Below are 14524 nucleotides of genomic sequence, written 5' to 3' on the forward strand. Positions count from 1 at the left end.
TAGGTCATAGGAAAGTCAGTATGCAAACGACAGTCACAGTGAAGGCCAAAATCGCTTGGTGGGCAAGGCCAGCCGCCTATTGCGCGGCGTATGCCATGCTGCCGTTCGTCGGTGTCGACCGCGCACTCTTCTACGCGGCCAAGGTGTTATGCCGAGGCGTGCGCGTCACCGCCCAGTAACGATCGCATCCCCGAATTATATGCCCGCCGCCGTGCGGGCTTTTTTATTGCCCCGATCCATGCCAACGACTGCCAACGACGCGAAGATCAAGGGCGCCGGCATCTGTCTCGTCACACCGCAGGGCGAAGCGCTGTTTCTGCGCCGCGGGCCGACCGCCAATCACCCGGGCGAATGGGACCTGCCGGGCGGGAAGTCCGACGGCGGAGAGACGCCAGAACAGACGGCCCGACGCGAGACGCGTGAGGAGATCGGCGCGCTGCCGTACGGCGAACTGAAGCTCATGCACAGCGTTCAGGATTTCGAGGACGTCGATTTCGTCACGTTCCGCATGGACGTGATTCGCAAATTCACGCCGAAGCTGCAGCTCGAGGAGCACACGGCATTCAAGTGGGCGCCACTCACGGCGCCACCCGAACCGCTGCACCCGGGCGTCAAGGATGCGATCGACGTGGCGCTCGCAGCCGACAAGCCAGCTGTCGCCAAGGATGCCGCTTTGGTGCCGACCGGCATCAACCTGGCTTTCGATCGCGCGAGCGCGCGCATTTTCGACGAAGACGGCCGGATGCGCGTCGAGGTGTGTCACATCTCGAAGGCCATGGTCTGTCCGTATCGGGGGAACGAAATTCCGGAGTTCGAGACGCTTGGCTTCGACCCCGACCGCATCTACATGCTGTTGCGGGATCCGGAGGAGCTTGCCAAGTCGGTGCCGACGTGGAACGGCCTCCCGCTACTCGACGAGCACATCGCTGTCAGCGCGGCAGACCACCAGCCGAACTCTGTCGTCGGCGCCACGGGCACGCACGCGGCGTTTGTCGCGCCGTACCTCGACAACTCGCTCGTCATCTGGGCGCGTCGCGCGATCCGCGGCGTCGAGACCGGCGAGCAGCAGGAACTGAGCTGCGCCTACTACTACCGGGCCGACATGACGCCAGGCACGTATGAGGGCGTCGCTTACGACGGCGTGATGCGTGACATTCGCGGCAATCACGTCGCGTTGGTGCCGAAGGGGCGAGCGGGCCCCGATGTTCTTGTAGCAGATTCACTCAATCCATTTGGAGTTAGCACAGTGAGCAAGTCTCTCAGTAAAAAAGCTGTCATGGCCAAGGGAGCCTTGTTGGCTGTCCTGAAGCCGATCATGGCCGCCGACGCAGCGATCGATCTGAACACGGTTCTCGCCGGCGTGAAGAAGAGCAACTGGCTGGACAAAAAGCCGGGCATCGTCGCTGCGATCAAGCCGAAGCTGGGCAAAGACGCCGATATCGATCAGGTGATCGAGTTGCTCGACAAGCTCGATGCTGAGCTGCCGGACGACAACGACGACATGTCCCAGGACGCAACGGATCCGAAGTGTGCGGAGATTCTCGACATGTTGCGCGGCAAGATCAGCGACGAGGATCTGGCTGCGATCGAGGCGAAGCTGTCGGACCGTCCGGCCGCAGCACCGGCCCCCGCGCCCGCAGGCGGCAGTGCCGACGAGCCGCCTCAAACCCCCGGCGCCGCAAATGCCAATCCCGGCGGTGGTGCAAATAAGGATCTGCTGCCGACGGCAAAGGACGATGGAGAGAAGGTGGATAAGACTGCAATGGACGCCGCGATCAAGCTGGCTGTGGACGCCGCGCGCCGCGACACCGAGAACAAGACGATCGCCCGCTTGCGCGGGATCGCCGAAGCGGAAGAAATCGCGCAGCCGTATGTTGGCAAGCTGGTAGCGATGGACAGTGCCGAGGCGGTGTACAAGGCTGCCCTCGAAACGCTGAAGGTCGACATCAAGGGCGTCCACCCGAGTGCGTACAAGGCGGTGTTGGTGGCTCAGCCGAAGCCGGGCGAAGCCGTTCCACGCCGGGCGTCGCTCGCCAGCGATGCCGCGCCGACTGCCGAGCTGCTCGAAATGTTCCCGAACGCGCACCGCGTCGGTCACTAAACCGGCCTGCACAACACATCAGGAGTAGGACATGGGTTTTCCCCGACAAGTAAATGTGCAGGCAGCACCGGCGGTTGTAGGTGACTTCTGCGATTCGAATCCGCGCGCGACGGTCAACGCCGGCCCAGGCGCGTTCGTCGCCGGCGTGAATGGTCTGACGGTCGGCAAGTTCGCCTGGATGGATCCGGTCAGTCCGCGCATGTTGAATAGCTACGGCGGCGGCGCACCGGTTGGCTTCATTCATCGGGATCAGCAAAGCCTGATCACGGCGTATCTGGCCGAGGCGTCTCTGATCTTGCCGGCAGGGTTCGCGGTGACGGCGTTCAGCGCCGGCGGTTTCTGGGTGCTGAACGAAGGTCTGACGACGACTGCGATCGGCCAGGCGGCCTACGCCAACAACTCGACGGGCGGCGTGCAGTTCGGGGCCAACTGGACGGGCGCCGCGGTGACGGGCTCGATCGCACCGAACGTGGTGACCGGTTCGATTTCCGGCAATACGCTGACCGTGACGGCTGTGACGTCGGGTGTGCTGGCCGTTGGACAGACGATCACGGGCACCGGTATCGCTGCCGGCACGACCATCTCGGCGCTCGGTACGGGCACGGGCGGCGTCGGCACCTACACGCTCAGCGGCACCGCTCAGACGGTGGCCAGCGAGACGATCACCGCGTCCGGTGGCGTCCTGACGGTCTCGGCCGTGACGTCCGGGACGCTGGGCTTGGGCGATGCGCTGACCGGCGCCAACGTCTCCGCTGGCACGTATGTCACGGGCTTGATCACGGGTGCGGGCGGTGCAGGCACCTACGCTGTGAACAATGGCCAGACGGCTGCATCGGGCGCGATCACGGTCGCCACCGGTACGCAGACGAAGTGGGTCGCCGCCTCGGTCGCCGCACCGGGCGAGTTGGTGAAGATGACCACCTGGCTGAACGGTTAATCCAGCCAACTCCCTACAACCCGTTGCAAGAAGCCGCCGATGCGCGGCTTTTTTATTGCCCAAAAGGATCACGATCATGCCGAAAATGGCGTATGACATGTCGCCGCAAGACCAGCGCGCGGCGCTCGATTTCCACCGCAAGCGCTGGGGCATCGAGTTCCCTGGCGCGCAGATGTTCTGCCGCCCGGAGTGGAAGGAAAACCTCGAGCTGGCAATGGATGCCCAGCCCGCGCTCGTGACGACGCCGAACAACGGCGTGCCGGCGTACATGACGTTCTTCACCGACCCGGAAATCCTTCGCGTGTTGACGGCCGCGAACGAAGGTGCGGAGATCTTCGGAGAGAAGCAAAAGGGTGAATTCACGACCTCGACGCTCATCTTCCCTGTGGTCGAGCGCACCTATGAGGTGTCGAGTTACGGCGACTACAACAACAACGGTCGCGCCGGTCTCAACACCAACTTCCCGGAGCGCCAGCCGTACCTCTATCAGACGATCGTGGAGTACGGCGATCTGGAGGTCGAGCGCGCGGGCTTGGCTAAGATCGGTTTCGTCGCCGAGCAGAAGGAAGCGGCGATCGACGGCTTGAACAAGTTCGGCAACCTGACGTACTTCAAGGGCGTCGCTGGCTTGCAAAACTACGGCGCGTTGAACGATCCGGCGATGTATGCCGCGATCGCGCCGGCCCCGAAGGCGGCGGGCGGCGTTGCTTGGTTGAGCGGCAATGCATTCAATGCGACTGCCAACGAGATCTACAACGACATCGCGGCGCTGGTGATTCAAGAGATCAACCAATCCGCCGGCCGGATCAATACGAAGTCGAAATTCGTGCTGGGCATGTCGCCTCGCAGCGAGGGTGCGCTGACGGCAACCAACACTTTCAACGTGAACGTGGCGGCGCTGCTGAAGACGAACTTCCCGGGCTTGGAAATCAAGTCGGCCGTGCAGTATGGCGCGCTGACTGCTCAGAACCCGCAGGGCTCCGCCGCTGGCGAAATCGTCCAGCTGTGGGCGCCGCAAGCAAATGGCCAGGACTCGGGTTACTGCTCGTTCAACGCCAAGTTGCGCGCCGGCCCGGTGGTGCAGGACCTGTCGTCCTGGAAGCAGAAGATGTCGCAAGGCTCGAGCGGCTTCATCATGCGGCAGCCGTTTGCAATGGCGACGATGGTCGGCGTCTAAGGTAGTACAACGCGCGATAGGGTCGCACCCGATAAGCCGGACTGACCGCCGGTTTCGCGCGTTCCTCGGTCTGTCCATAGGTTCCATTTTCAATATTCAAGGCGGTCAATATGGCAACGCAGGAAAGCACGACACAGTTACAACGAAAGAATGATGTGGCGTCGACGGCGACGGTTGTGGTCGCATCGAAGCTGCCGATGGACTTGACGGCTCGTCTTTACGATTTCGTGAAGACGCATGAGCCGGTGATGGGCGGCGGAACGCGAGAGGTCAAGCTCGCTCAGCAACGCCGAGACGCGAAGGAGTTCGTCTTTCAAGGGAACTCGTTCCCCCAAAATAAGGGCGCGCACCAGCAGATCAATTTCGGGTACGCAATCACGCGGGATATTCCGAAGGCCTTCTGGGACGAATGGTTGGAGCAGAATAAAGACGCGGATTTCATCAAAAACAATCTGATCTTTGCGCACGAGCAGAGCGGGAGCTTGATGGCGAAGGCGCGAGACCACGAAGAGATCATGTCAGGCCTCGAACGCATCGACCGCAACAAGCTGCCCAGGGGCGTGCAAGAATCCGATCAGCACCGGAAGCCGTCGTAATCATGGCCGGCGGTGCGGTGGATTTCGATTACGGGGCATGGTCGCTGCGGTATCCGGAACTCGCTGCGTCGGTACCAGCGGACCTCGCGCAGATTTATTTCAGCGAGGCGACGCTGTATTGCGACAACACCCCGCGCAGCGTTGTTCAGGATCTGGCGCGGCGGTCGATGCTCCTCAACATGGTGACGGCGCATATCGCTGCACTGAACGCCGTCCTAAATGGCGTCCAGCCGTCGCCGCTCGTCGGGCGCATCGGCAGCGCGACGCAGGGTAGTGTATCGGTCGCGACCCAGTTGGACGTCCCGGCCGGGTCCGCGCAGTGGTACGCGCAGACCAAATACGGTTTGGCGTATTGGCAGGCAACGGCGCAGTACCGATCGATGCGTTACGTCCCCGCGTACGTGCCGCCGGCGAATCCTTTCGGATGACGACATGGCAGGAAAGACGTTCTCAGGCGGCGCCGAGCTCGAAGCGAAATTAAAAGAGATCGCGGCAAAGCTCGGAAAGTCCAACTCGGTGAACGTCGGTTTTCTGGAGGGCGCGACCTATCCGGATGGCACCCCTGTCGCGCAGATTGCAGCCCAGAACGAATTCGGCGGCACGGTGACCGTGCCCGAGCACACCGTGTCCATCAACCGCAGCATCAAAGCGGACGGGTCGTTCAACAAAAATGGCCGGTTCGTGAAGGCCAGCAAAGCGAACTTCCAGACGGATCACTTCGTCAAGGAATACACGGTCGTGGTCCCAGCGCGGCAGTTCTTCCGCGGGATGATCAAGGCGAAGAAAGGCGGTTGGCCGAAGGATCTGGGAAAGATTATCAAGGCGGCTGACTATGACGCGGATGTCGCGCTTGACCGCTTCGGCGCGCGCGTCGCGGGCCAGCTCCGGAAGTCGATACGAGACTTCAACGACCCGCCGAACGCGAAGTCGACGATTGCGAAGAAAGGCTTCGACGATCCGTTGATCGAGTCGGGCCACATGCTGAACAGCGTCGACCACGAGGTGGAAAGTTGAATCTCAATGCTATCGCCGGGCCTGCTGTGTCCGCTGTCAACCCATGGGTCTGGGCGACCGCGCAGCGCTCCTCGGGCTACACGACGAACCCTGACGGTGAGCGCGTGCCGGAGTACTGCCGTCTCGGCTCGCTGCAAGTGCAGTTGCAGCCTCTGACGTTTCAGGACTTGCAGCAGCTCAACGGTCTGAACATCCAGGGCGAGCGTAAGGCGATGTACATCAACGGCGACTATCAGGCGGTGATGCGCGCCGATCAGCGCGGCGGCGACCTGTTCTCGCTGCCCGATGGCACGCAGTGGCTCGTCGCCCAGGAACTTGAGGATTGGCACGGGACCGCAGGATGGGTGAAGGTCTGCGTTACGCGCCAGATGCCGTCATGAATATCGCGATATCGATCACGCAGAGCCAGACGCTCGCCGCGGTGCGCTCGTTTTTGCTGGGCATCCTGCCGGATGGCATCGAGGTGGTGCGGGGGCAAGATAACCGCGTGCCGGAACCGGAAGGACCGGACTTTGTCGTGATGACGCCAGGCTTGCGCAGCCGACTCAGCACCAATGTGGACGAGTACGACGACGCGGCTTTCACCGGTTCGATCTCAGGCACCACATTGACGGTGTCGGCGGTCCGGATTGGCACCATTGTCGTTGGCCGCACGCTCTTTGGTGTGGGCGTTGCAGCGGGCACTACCATCACCCGCGCCGGCAGCGGCACGGGGGCCGAGGGCACCTACACGGTTTCGAAATCGCAGACGGTCGCGCAGCAGACAATGGCCGCCGGTGCGAAGAGTATCCAGCAGTCCACCGAGGTGACAATCCAACTCGATGTCCATGGTCCGGCTAGTGCCGAAAACGCAGCGCTGATCACGACGCTGTTTCGCGACAGCTACGCGGTTCAGGCGATGGATGGTACCGGCGTTGCACCGCTATATGCGGCCGACGCCCATCAGTTGCCATTTTTCAACGGCGAACAGCAGGTCGAGCAGCGGTGGGTCATCGACCTGGTCATGCAGGTCAAGCCCACCCTGAACGTTCCCCAACAGTTCGCCGACGAGCTCGAAGTCAATCTGAAACGCGTCGCGTAGCACCGTATTACGAAGATTTCCGAAACGAACCCGGCCGCGCGCCGGGTTTTTCATTTCTGGCCGCCGCACTGAGCATCGGCCGTTTTTATCGTGGAGCATCCATGCCTAGCATTCCAGCTTCCGCCATTGCCAGTGCGGTGGCCAGCGTTCTCTCGGCCGGTGGCAGCGCGCTGGACCTCAACGGCCTGGTCCTGACGACCAATACGCGCGTCCCGCTCGGCACCGTTCCTTCGTTCGCATCGAAGGACGCCGTCGGCGACTACTTCGGCGACGATTCGCCCGAAGCGGCGTACGCAGCGATCTACTTCGCCGGTTTCGTTGGAAGCAATGTCCTGCCGGGTGCAATGCTCTTCGCGCAATACAATCAGGTGGCCGTGTCGGCGTATTTGCGCGGCGGCGTGGCGTCGGGCCTGTCGCTCACGCAACTCCAGGCCCTGTCGGGCTCGCTCAGCGTTGTAGTCGATGGCGTGGCGCATAGCGCCGCGTCGGTCAGTCTCGCCGGAGTGACGAGCTTCTCGGCTGCGGCCGCGGTGATCGCGACCGACCTGAACGCGTCGGGCGGCGCGGGGCTCGCAGTAACGTACGACAGCGTCTCTGGCGCGTTCGTGATCACGTCGGCGACGACCGGTACGGCGTCGACCATGGCGTTCGCCACTGGCACCCTCGCTGCCTCGCTGTTCCTGACGTCGGCCACCGGCGCCGTGCTGTCGCAAGGTGCTGCGCCCGCTACGCCCAGCTCGACAATGGCCGGGATCATCAAGCAAACGACGAACTGGTGCACGTTCCTGACGCTGTTCGATCCGGATGACGGCGAAGGCAATGCGCAGAAGTTGCTGTTCTCGGTCTGGACCGGCCAGCAGAGCAATCGCTACATCTACTCGTGCTGGGACACCGACATCACCGCGACCGAGTCGACCAATGCGTCGTCCTCGCTGGGCCAGTTGATCAAGGCGGCTGGCATCTCGGGTGTCGTTTTGACCTACGACCCGGAGAATACGGGTCTGGCGGCTTTCGTCGCAGGAGCCATCGCAGCGATCGATTTCACGGAACTCAATGGTCGGATCACGCTGGCTTTCAAGTCGCAGTCTGGGTTGACTGCAACCGTCACGGACGAAGATGTGGCGGACAACTTGATTGCCAACGGTTACAACTTCTACGGCGCGTACGCGACGGCGAACGACAGTTTCATCTTCTTCTATCCGGGGTCGATTTCGGGGACCTTCGACTGGGCGGACGCCTATGCGAACCAGATCTGGCTGACAAACGCGATTCAGCTGGCAGCGATGACTCTGCTGACGTCGGTCAAGAGTTTGCCATACGACCCGGTGGGATACGCGCTTGTGCGCGCGGCATATCAAGATCCCATCACCGCGGCGGTGAATTTCGGAATGATGGATGCTGACGTGGAGTTGTCGGCCTTGGAGATTGCCGAGGTGAACAACGACGCGGGCACCAACATCGCGACGACGCTTCAGAACCAGGGTTGGTATCTGCAAGTGTTGGCTGCGACGGCGGCGGTGCGTGCAGCTCGCGCCACGCCGCCTTGCACGCTGTGGTACGTCGATGGCGGGTCGATTCAGAAGCTGAATCTGGCAGCGGTCGCAGTTCAATAATCAGAGGCAGAAATGGCAGACAAAACTCTCACAAGCGCCAACAGCGTGCTTCTGATCGGCGTCACGGGCCTCTACACCGTCCCGCAGCAGTTGCAGGGCTTCAGCGAGGACGACATGTACTCAATGGAAGCTGTTGACACGGCGGAGCTGAAGATGGGCGCCGATGGCGTCCTCTCGGCCGGGTGGATTCCGCAGATCAAGACGATGGGCGTCACGCTGCAGGCGGATAGCGACTCGAACACGTTCTTCGAGGCTTGGTACGCGGCGCAGGAGGCGGCACAGGAAATTCTGTACGGCTTCGGCAGCGTGACGCAAACCAGCGTGGGCAAGAGCTATCCGCTGCTGCGCGGCGTGCTCAGTAGCTACACGCCGTTCGCTGAAGCGAAGAAGACGCTGCAGCCGCGGAAGTTCCAGATCAAATGGCAGACTGCTCTCGGAGTACCCATCTGATGGCGCGGAAAGAAAAGACGATCGTGATCGAGAAGGAAGGTCGCGACAAAGGCAAGATGTTCATCATCCACGAGATGCCGCCGTCGAAGGCGGAGAAGTGGGCGATTCGCGCAATCCTCGCTTTGGCAAAGTCGGGCGTCGAGGTGCCGGACGATATCGCAAACGCTGGCATGGCCGGCATTGCCATGCTGGGCCTGAAGGCCTTCGGCGGTCTACGGTACGAAGACGCGGAACCGTTGCTGGACGAAATGTTCGCAATGGTTGCCGTTATCCCGGATCCGCAGAACCCGGCGATCAAGCGCGGGTGCGGCGGCGTCGGCCCGCTGATCGAGGACGACATCGAAGAAGTGATGACGCGCCTGACGTTGCGGAAGGAGCTGTTCACCTTGCACACGGGTTTTTCTTTTCCCGTCGCCCGCTGAATCTGCACTTGGATTTGGGTGACGGGAGGGATTACGCCGACTACGTCAACGTGCCGCGCACGATCGGCACGGTGATTTCTTCTGGCAAAGCGACGCTTGCGGAGCTGGAAACGGTGTTGGGCATGGAGGACGTCTATGACCTCCTCGAAATAATCGCGATCGACGCATACAACAAGCAGATCGCATCCAGAGCGGAAGGGTAAAGCATGGCCACAGTGATCGATAGCCTGGTCGTCGCACTGGGGCTGGATGCGAGTGGGTTCACCAAGGGTCAGAAAGACACCTCGACCGCGCTCAAGAAGACGAGCGACGACGCGGAGCGGACCGCCAAAGAGCTGGAGGCGCGCGGCAAGCAGGCCGCCCAGTTCTTCAGCCAGATCAAAACCCAGGTTCTCGGCTTGTTCGGCGTTTTCACCGCCGGCAAAGGTCTGTCGTCGTTCGTGTCCGACGTGGTGTTGAGCGATGCCGCTGTCGGGCGGATGGCGAAGAACGTCGGCATGTCCACCGAGTCGTTCTCTGCGTGGCAAGGCGTGGCCGAGCGCGCTGGTGGATCGGCGGCTGGTATGGCGGGGTCGATCCAGCACATCTCCGGCGAGATGCAGCAGCTCGCGCTGACCGGGACGTCTTCGATGATCCCCTTCCTGGCGCAGGCGCACGTGAACATCCAACGGTTCATGAGCACGTCGACGCCCATGAGCGAGAAATTGCTGGAGCTGTCCGACGCGTTCAAGGGAATGTCGCCGGCGCGCGCGCAGGCGCTTGGCGCTGGCATGGGACTGGACCAAGGCACGATCAATGTCCTGATGCAGGGTCGTGACGCCGTTATGGCGCTGCTGGCCGAGCAGGCAAAGATTGGCGTCACCAATGACGCTGATGCGGCTTCTGCTCAGCGCCTGCAGGCGGCTTGGCGCTCGCTTGGGCAGTCGTCGACGGACCTGGGGCGGAAAATACTGACGTCGCTATCGCCGTACATCCAGATGCTGTCGAATGCGCTTCTCCGGTTATCGGAATGGGCGGCGACGCACCGGCCCGCGGTAGAAGCGACTTTTCTGGGCCTCGCCGCAGCCGTCACCGCGTTCGCGCTTGTGCTCGCGGCGCCGCTCGCTGGCTTGGCCGCGATGTCGGCGGCGATTGGCGCCGGTGTGGTCGCGATCGGCTTGCTATACGACGACTGGCGCGCGTGGGTGAGTGGCGGTCAATCGGCATTCGGAGGCTTCTGGCAATACCTGTCGGACAAATGGGCGTCTCTGTCGGGGATCGTGAAGCCGATCTTTGCCGAGCTCATTGCCGTGTGGAAGGACTGGGCAACAGTCGCGCAAGACTCGCTCAAGTTCGTCTGGGCGTTGTTCGCCGGCAATGCTGACGACATCCGGGGTGCGTGGGACCGGATGTTCGGCGATCTGGGCAAGTTCTTCACCGACTGGGTGGGAATGATCAAAAATCTCGGTCCGGTGCTGCTTGATGCGTTCAAGTCAGCTTTCCACGTCGCTTTCTCGTGGGTCGAGGATCGAGCAAAGGCGGTTTGGGACGCCATCACCGGCAAGCACAGCGACGATCCAGGCGCTGCGTCGATCGACGCTGGGACCGGCGCCGGGTGGAGCGCGCCTGCTGGGGGCGCCGGTCCGATGTCGGCGATCGAGGATCTGATCTCGCGCGGTGAAGGCGGGTACGACAGCGTCAACCGCGGCGCGGCCGGCGGATATGCAGCCGGAAAGGAGGACCTGCAGAACATGACGGTGGCGCAGGTCATGGCCGCGCAGCAGTCCGGGAAATTCAACGCTGCCGGGAAGTACCAGATGATCGGCGGCACGCTGGCCGCTGCCGTCAAGGCGATGGGGCTGTCCGGAAACGAGAAATTCGATTCGGGCACCCAGGACCGGATCTTCCAAGAGTACTTGGTCACCCAGAAGCGCAAGGCGATCGGCGACTATATCAACGGCAAGAGCAACGATATCGGCGCGGCCATCAAGGCGGCCTCGATGGAGTGGGCGAGCATTGCGAACCCAGCGACCGGCAAGAGCTATTACGACGGCGTCGGCAACAACAAGGCGTCCATTTCGGTCGATGAGATGGCTCGCGCGCTGAACGTAGCGCGCGAGCAGCGCGCCAACGGCGGCCGGGGCAGCGTGACCACGCACGACGTGCAGATCGCCGAGATCAACGTGCATACCCGCGCGACGGATGCGCAGGGTGTCGCGAAGAGCATCGGGCCGGCCGTCAAGCAATACGGGTTCGTTGTACAGGCAAATTCAGGATTGAGCTGATGGCAAACGGAATTCCGGCGCTGTTCGGCCAGGTCGCGAAGGTCACCAACACCGCGTCGTTGCTGACCTCCGACGCGGCGAGCGTGCTCAAGCTGCTGTCGGGGCCACAGTGGGGTATCGGCCTGAACGGGGTAATGCAGATCGTCCCGGACTCGATCCTCAGCCTCGAAGCCAAACGCGATTGGCAGGTGCCGAACTATCCGCAGGAGGAAGGGTCATTCGCCAGTTACAACAAGGTCCAGATGCCGTACGACGCCCGGGTGCAGATGACCAAGGGCGGATCCGACGCGGTCCGCTCAGCGTTCTTGTCCGATGTGATGGCAATGGCTGAGTCGCTGGAGTTGTTCGATATCGTTACGCCGATGAAGGTGTATCGGAGCGTGAACGTCACGCACGTGGACTACCGGCAGACGGCGACCAGCGGCATTGGTCTGCTGACGCTCGAGTTGTGGTTCGAGGAAATCCGGGTGACCGGATCGGTCGCCTTTTCCAACACTCAGCAACCGAGCGGTGCGGCGACGGTGAGCAACGGCACCGTGCAGCCGCAGGCTGCAACCGGCGCGCAAACGGCGGCGCTGGCTGCGTTGCTGTAATCGTCATTGGAGCGGCTCGTATTTCGGTCCGTTATCGAGGCAAGCGGCATTCACGGTTTGATACATCAAATCAGACGGAACTTGCTGGAATGCGGGAACGAAGTAGGTGTTGTTGATTGCCTTTTTGATTTGCGCTTCCGTGAGCTGGTCCCGAGGCAAATTGCTCCGACCGAAACCCGCGTAGGTATCTTGCGGACTCTGCTGCCCTTCGCGGCTTTGCGCGGCCACTAAATATACGGTGGAAAGCTCCGCGCAGAATCGTGCTTTGCCTGTTAAAACCTGGGCGGTTACGTGGCCGGAAGCGGAGATCAGAAGGGCAACGACGAAGCTGCGGCATAAGACCTTCAAGGCGTCATCCTCGGAGTGAAGTTAGTGGTTTGCCTATAATTTGGGCAGAAATTGTTCATTGGCGGTTATAGCGAGAAAAGCACAGTTCCGCAACGGATCTGGCCGGCTGCCGGCCAAGTGCCTGTTCTGATTGAATTTTTGGTTGCAGGTTTGCTGACTTCACTTGACAAATTGGCTTAATGAGGTATAGCAAAATTCCGTATCGTTGGTATGATACGGAATCGTAGACACTCCCATATGTACATGCACTAATATGGTGCGTTTTACATTTTGGCTCACGTTTGATCCCTCCTGGGCATCGCGAAGTAGCCAAGCGAAATAAATGATTGCCAAAATCCCCAGAACCAAAGCTTCTGAACTTTTCGAAACCCTGAGAGGGATCATGCGCACGCCTTCAGCTTTTGAGTTGAAGAAGTGGGAGCGTGAGGCGAAAGCCGGCTTGGAAACTGACGCTGTAATGGCGCATCAATGCCTTGGCATGATCGCAGTTCTTCGGTGGGATGTGGAGGAGGTCCGTCGACGGTTCCGCGCTGCGTCATACCTCGACAATGCTCACGATGTCGAGCGGAATCTTGCCGTCGCTTTGGCACGCATGAACCTACTTGATGATGCTACCGCACACTTGGAACATCTTTTTTCAAGCGGGATGCGTTCGCCAGGGATCCTCGCAAGCCTCGCTGGATTTTATGCTGAGGCTGGGAGACTTTCCGAGGCGGTTGCTTCGGATCAGAAATATTTCGAACTTACCGGGCAAGAAAATCCTTCTGCTAAACAACGTCTCCAACTAAAGATGTGGTTGGATGATATTGTTGGGAACGAAGTTATAGTGCAGAAGGCGCACAGAATAGTCCGGCGTTTCCTTCTTGAAAGGAAGGTGCACCTCGAAGTGTCGAAGGCCGAGGCAAACTTAGTTCCTAGTGATTCATGGATTTATATTACGTTTTTAGTTCATGCAAGCGTTGAAGACGCAGCTCGACTCGATTCGGAGTTGACGCCGGCACTGTTTCGGGAAATTGAAGACATGCCATGGGGCTCGTTTGGCGTGCGGATCGAAGCTTTCGAGGAAGACATGCACGCGGAGGTTGCTTGACCGATGGCGATGGATCCCGAAGACTTCCTTGCAACTGCAAAAAAGTTGTTGGACTCAAGTCCAACTGAAGCCGATTTAAGAAGTTCAGTTTCTCGGGCTTATTATGCAGCGCTTCTTTCGTCGCAGGTTCTGACTCCTTTCCCGTTTAACGTTACCGCGAGTGACGTCGCCGGCTCCGATTCTCACAAAGCTGTAATTAGTGCTTTTGGTAGATGGGTAGCGCAAATAGACGAGTGTGCTATCGATCTTCAAGAAGCGGTTCGCTCTCTGCAATGGTTGAGAGCGAGACGAAGGATTGCAGACTATGTCATAGATGACGTGGTTACTGGGCGAACGGCGCGCGAATGTGTATCCAAATCCGAGTCAGCGATTTGCGCCATTCGACGAGAGACCGCATTGCCAAGCAATTAATCATCGTAAATAGCCACCGCCGGGTGGCTTTTTGCTTTTCTGGACCCGCTACGGCGGGTTTTTTGTTGCCTATGAGGCGCTGACGCGAGAGCGCACATGCAAGTCATCCCTATCGCCGATGAAGACGCTCAGACCCTGAACGTTCAGCTTGCCGGGCAGGCATGCAGGATTGATCTGTACGCAAAAAGCACAGGCTTTTATTGCGACCTGTACGTTAGCGACGTGCTGATCATAGGTGGCGTCATTTGCCAGAACCTGAACCGAATAGTGCGAGACGCGTATTTGGGTTTCGTGGGCGATCTATTTTTCTATGACATCCAGGGAACCACGACACAACCAAGTACGGGCCTTGATCCATCACGGCCAGGCATAGGGACGCGTTACCTGTTGTGCTATCTGGAAGCGACGGACGTCGCATAGGAGCTGT

18 protein-coding genes are annotated in these 14524 nt (G+C 60.5%); 17 read left to right on the top strand and 1 reads right to left on the bottom strand.

The genetic code is table 11. The annotated features are described in order from the left end of the window. The first annotated feature begins 20 nt into the window (after positions 1–20). From ABEG21_RS26455 to ABEG21_RS26525, 15 genes are all read left to right on the top strand, one after another. Complete coding sequence (locus ABEG21_RS26455; protein ID WP_347558565.1) at positions 21–179, top strand: hypothetical protein; 159 nt, start codon at positions 21–23, stop codon at positions 177–179. 59 nt (positions 180–238) lie between these two features. Beyond that, a complete protein-coding gene (locus ABEG21_RS26460) occupies positions 239–2101 on the top strand; it encodes a DUF2213 domain-containing protein (RefSeq protein WP_347558566.1) in 1863 nt (620 codons plus the stop codon). Between the two features lie 31 nt (positions 2102–2132). Further along, positions 2133–3038, top strand: coding sequence for a hypothetical protein (locus ABEG21_RS26465; RefSeq protein ID WP_347558567.1), 906 nt, complete (start codon positions 2133–2135; stop codon positions 3036–3038). A gap of 76 nt (positions 3039–3114) precedes the next feature. Then, positions 3115–4215, top strand: coding sequence for a hypothetical protein (locus tag ABEG21_RS26470; RefSeq protein WP_347558568.1), 1101 nt, complete (start codon positions 3115–3117; stop codon positions 4213–4215). Between the two features lie 110 nt (positions 4216–4325). Beyond that, positions 4326–4811 carry a hypothetical protein gene (locus tag ABEG21_RS26475; protein WP_347558569.1) on the top strand — a complete coding sequence of 162 codons (486 nt, stop codon included), beginning with the start codon at positions 4326–4328 and terminating at the stop codon, positions 4809–4811. A gap of 2 nt (positions 4812–4813) precedes the next feature. Continuing rightward, positions 4814–5239, top strand: coding sequence for a DUF4054 domain-containing protein (locus ABEG21_RS26480; RefSeq protein WP_347558570.1), 426 nt, complete (start codon positions 4814–4816; stop codon positions 5237–5239). A gap of 4 nt (positions 5240–5243) precedes the next feature. Continuing rightward, complete coding sequence (locus ABEG21_RS26485; protein ID WP_347558571.1) at positions 5244–5825, top strand: hypothetical protein; 582 nt, start codon at positions 5244–5246, stop codon at positions 5823–5825. After that, positions 5822–6205 (top strand): hypothetical protein, encoded by a 384-nt coding sequence (locus tag ABEG21_RS26490; RefSeq protein ID WP_347558572.1) that lies wholly within the window; start codon positions 5822–5824, stop codon positions 6203–6205. Before ABEG21_RS26485 ends, ABEG21_RS26490 begins: the two co-directional genes overlap by 4 nt. Beyond that, a complete protein-coding gene (locus tag ABEG21_RS26495) occupies positions 6202–6906 on the top strand; it encodes a hypothetical protein (protein ID WP_347558573.1) in 705 nt (234 codons plus the stop codon). The genes ABEG21_RS26490 and ABEG21_RS26495 overlap by 4 nt, the downstream gene beginning before the upstream one ends. Before the next feature lie 101 nt (positions 6907–7007). After that, the gene (locus tag ABEG21_RS26500) at positions 7008–8519 is read left to right on the top strand and encodes a DUF3383 domain-containing protein (protein WP_347558574.1); all 1512 of its coding nucleotides are present in this window, start codon (positions 7008–7010) and stop codon (positions 8517–8519) included. A 12-nt stretch (positions 8520–8531) separates the two neighbouring features. Further along, entirely contained in the window at positions 8532–8969 is a 438-nt protein-coding gene (locus ABEG21_RS26505) for a hypothetical protein (protein WP_347558575.1), read from the top strand. After that, positions 8969–9391, top strand: coding sequence for a hypothetical protein (locus tag ABEG21_RS26510; RefSeq protein WP_347558576.1), 423 nt, complete (start codon positions 8969–8971; stop codon positions 9389–9391). Before ABEG21_RS26505 ends, ABEG21_RS26510 begins: the two co-directional genes overlap by 1 nt. 8 nt (positions 9392–9399) lie before the next feature. Next, a complete protein-coding gene (locus tag ABEG21_RS26515) occupies positions 9400–9594 on the top strand; it encodes a transcription elongation factor GreA (RefSeq protein WP_347558577.1) in 195 nt (64 codons plus the stop codon). Positions 9595–9597: 3 nt separating this feature from the next. Further along, positions 9598–11655 (top strand): hypothetical protein, encoded by a 2058-nt coding sequence (locus ABEG21_RS26520; protein WP_347558578.1) that lies wholly within the window; start codon positions 9598–9600, stop codon positions 11653–11655. Further along, complete coding sequence (locus ABEG21_RS26525; protein WP_347558579.1) at positions 11655–12248, top strand: phage baseplate protein; 594 nt, start codon at positions 11655–11657, stop codon at positions 12246–12248. The genes ABEG21_RS26520 and ABEG21_RS26525 overlap by 1 nt, the downstream gene beginning before the upstream one ends. Before the next feature lie 3 nt (positions 12249–12251). Here the strand turns inward: ABEG21_RS26525 and ABEG21_RS26530 are convergent, their stop codons facing one another. Next, the gene (locus ABEG21_RS26530) at positions 12252–12596 is read right to left on the bottom strand and encodes a hypothetical protein (protein ID WP_347558580.1); all 345 of its coding nucleotides are present in this window, start codon (positions 12594–12596) and stop codon (positions 12252–12254) included. A gap of 322 nt (positions 12597–12918) precedes the next feature. On the opposite strand from ABEG21_RS26530, the gene ABEG21_RS26535 reads away from it, so the two are divergent. Continuing rightward, on the top strand, positions 12919–13686 hold the full coding sequence (locus ABEG21_RS26535; protein WP_347558581.1) for a hypothetical protein: 768 nt from the start codon (positions 12919–12921) through the stop codon (positions 13684–13686). 507 nt (positions 13687–14193) lie between these two features. After that, entirely contained in the window at positions 14194–14517 is a 324-nt protein-coding gene (locus tag ABEG21_RS26540) for a hypothetical protein (protein WP_347558582.1), read from the top strand. The last annotated feature ends 7 nt before the right edge of the window (positions 14518–14524 follow it).

The sequence above is a fragment of the Robbsia sp. KACC 23696 genome (assembly GCF_039852015.1).
In the GTDB taxonomy this organism is placed as follows: Bacteria; Pseudomonadota; Gammaproteobacteria; order Burkholderiales; family Burkholderiaceae; genus Robbsia.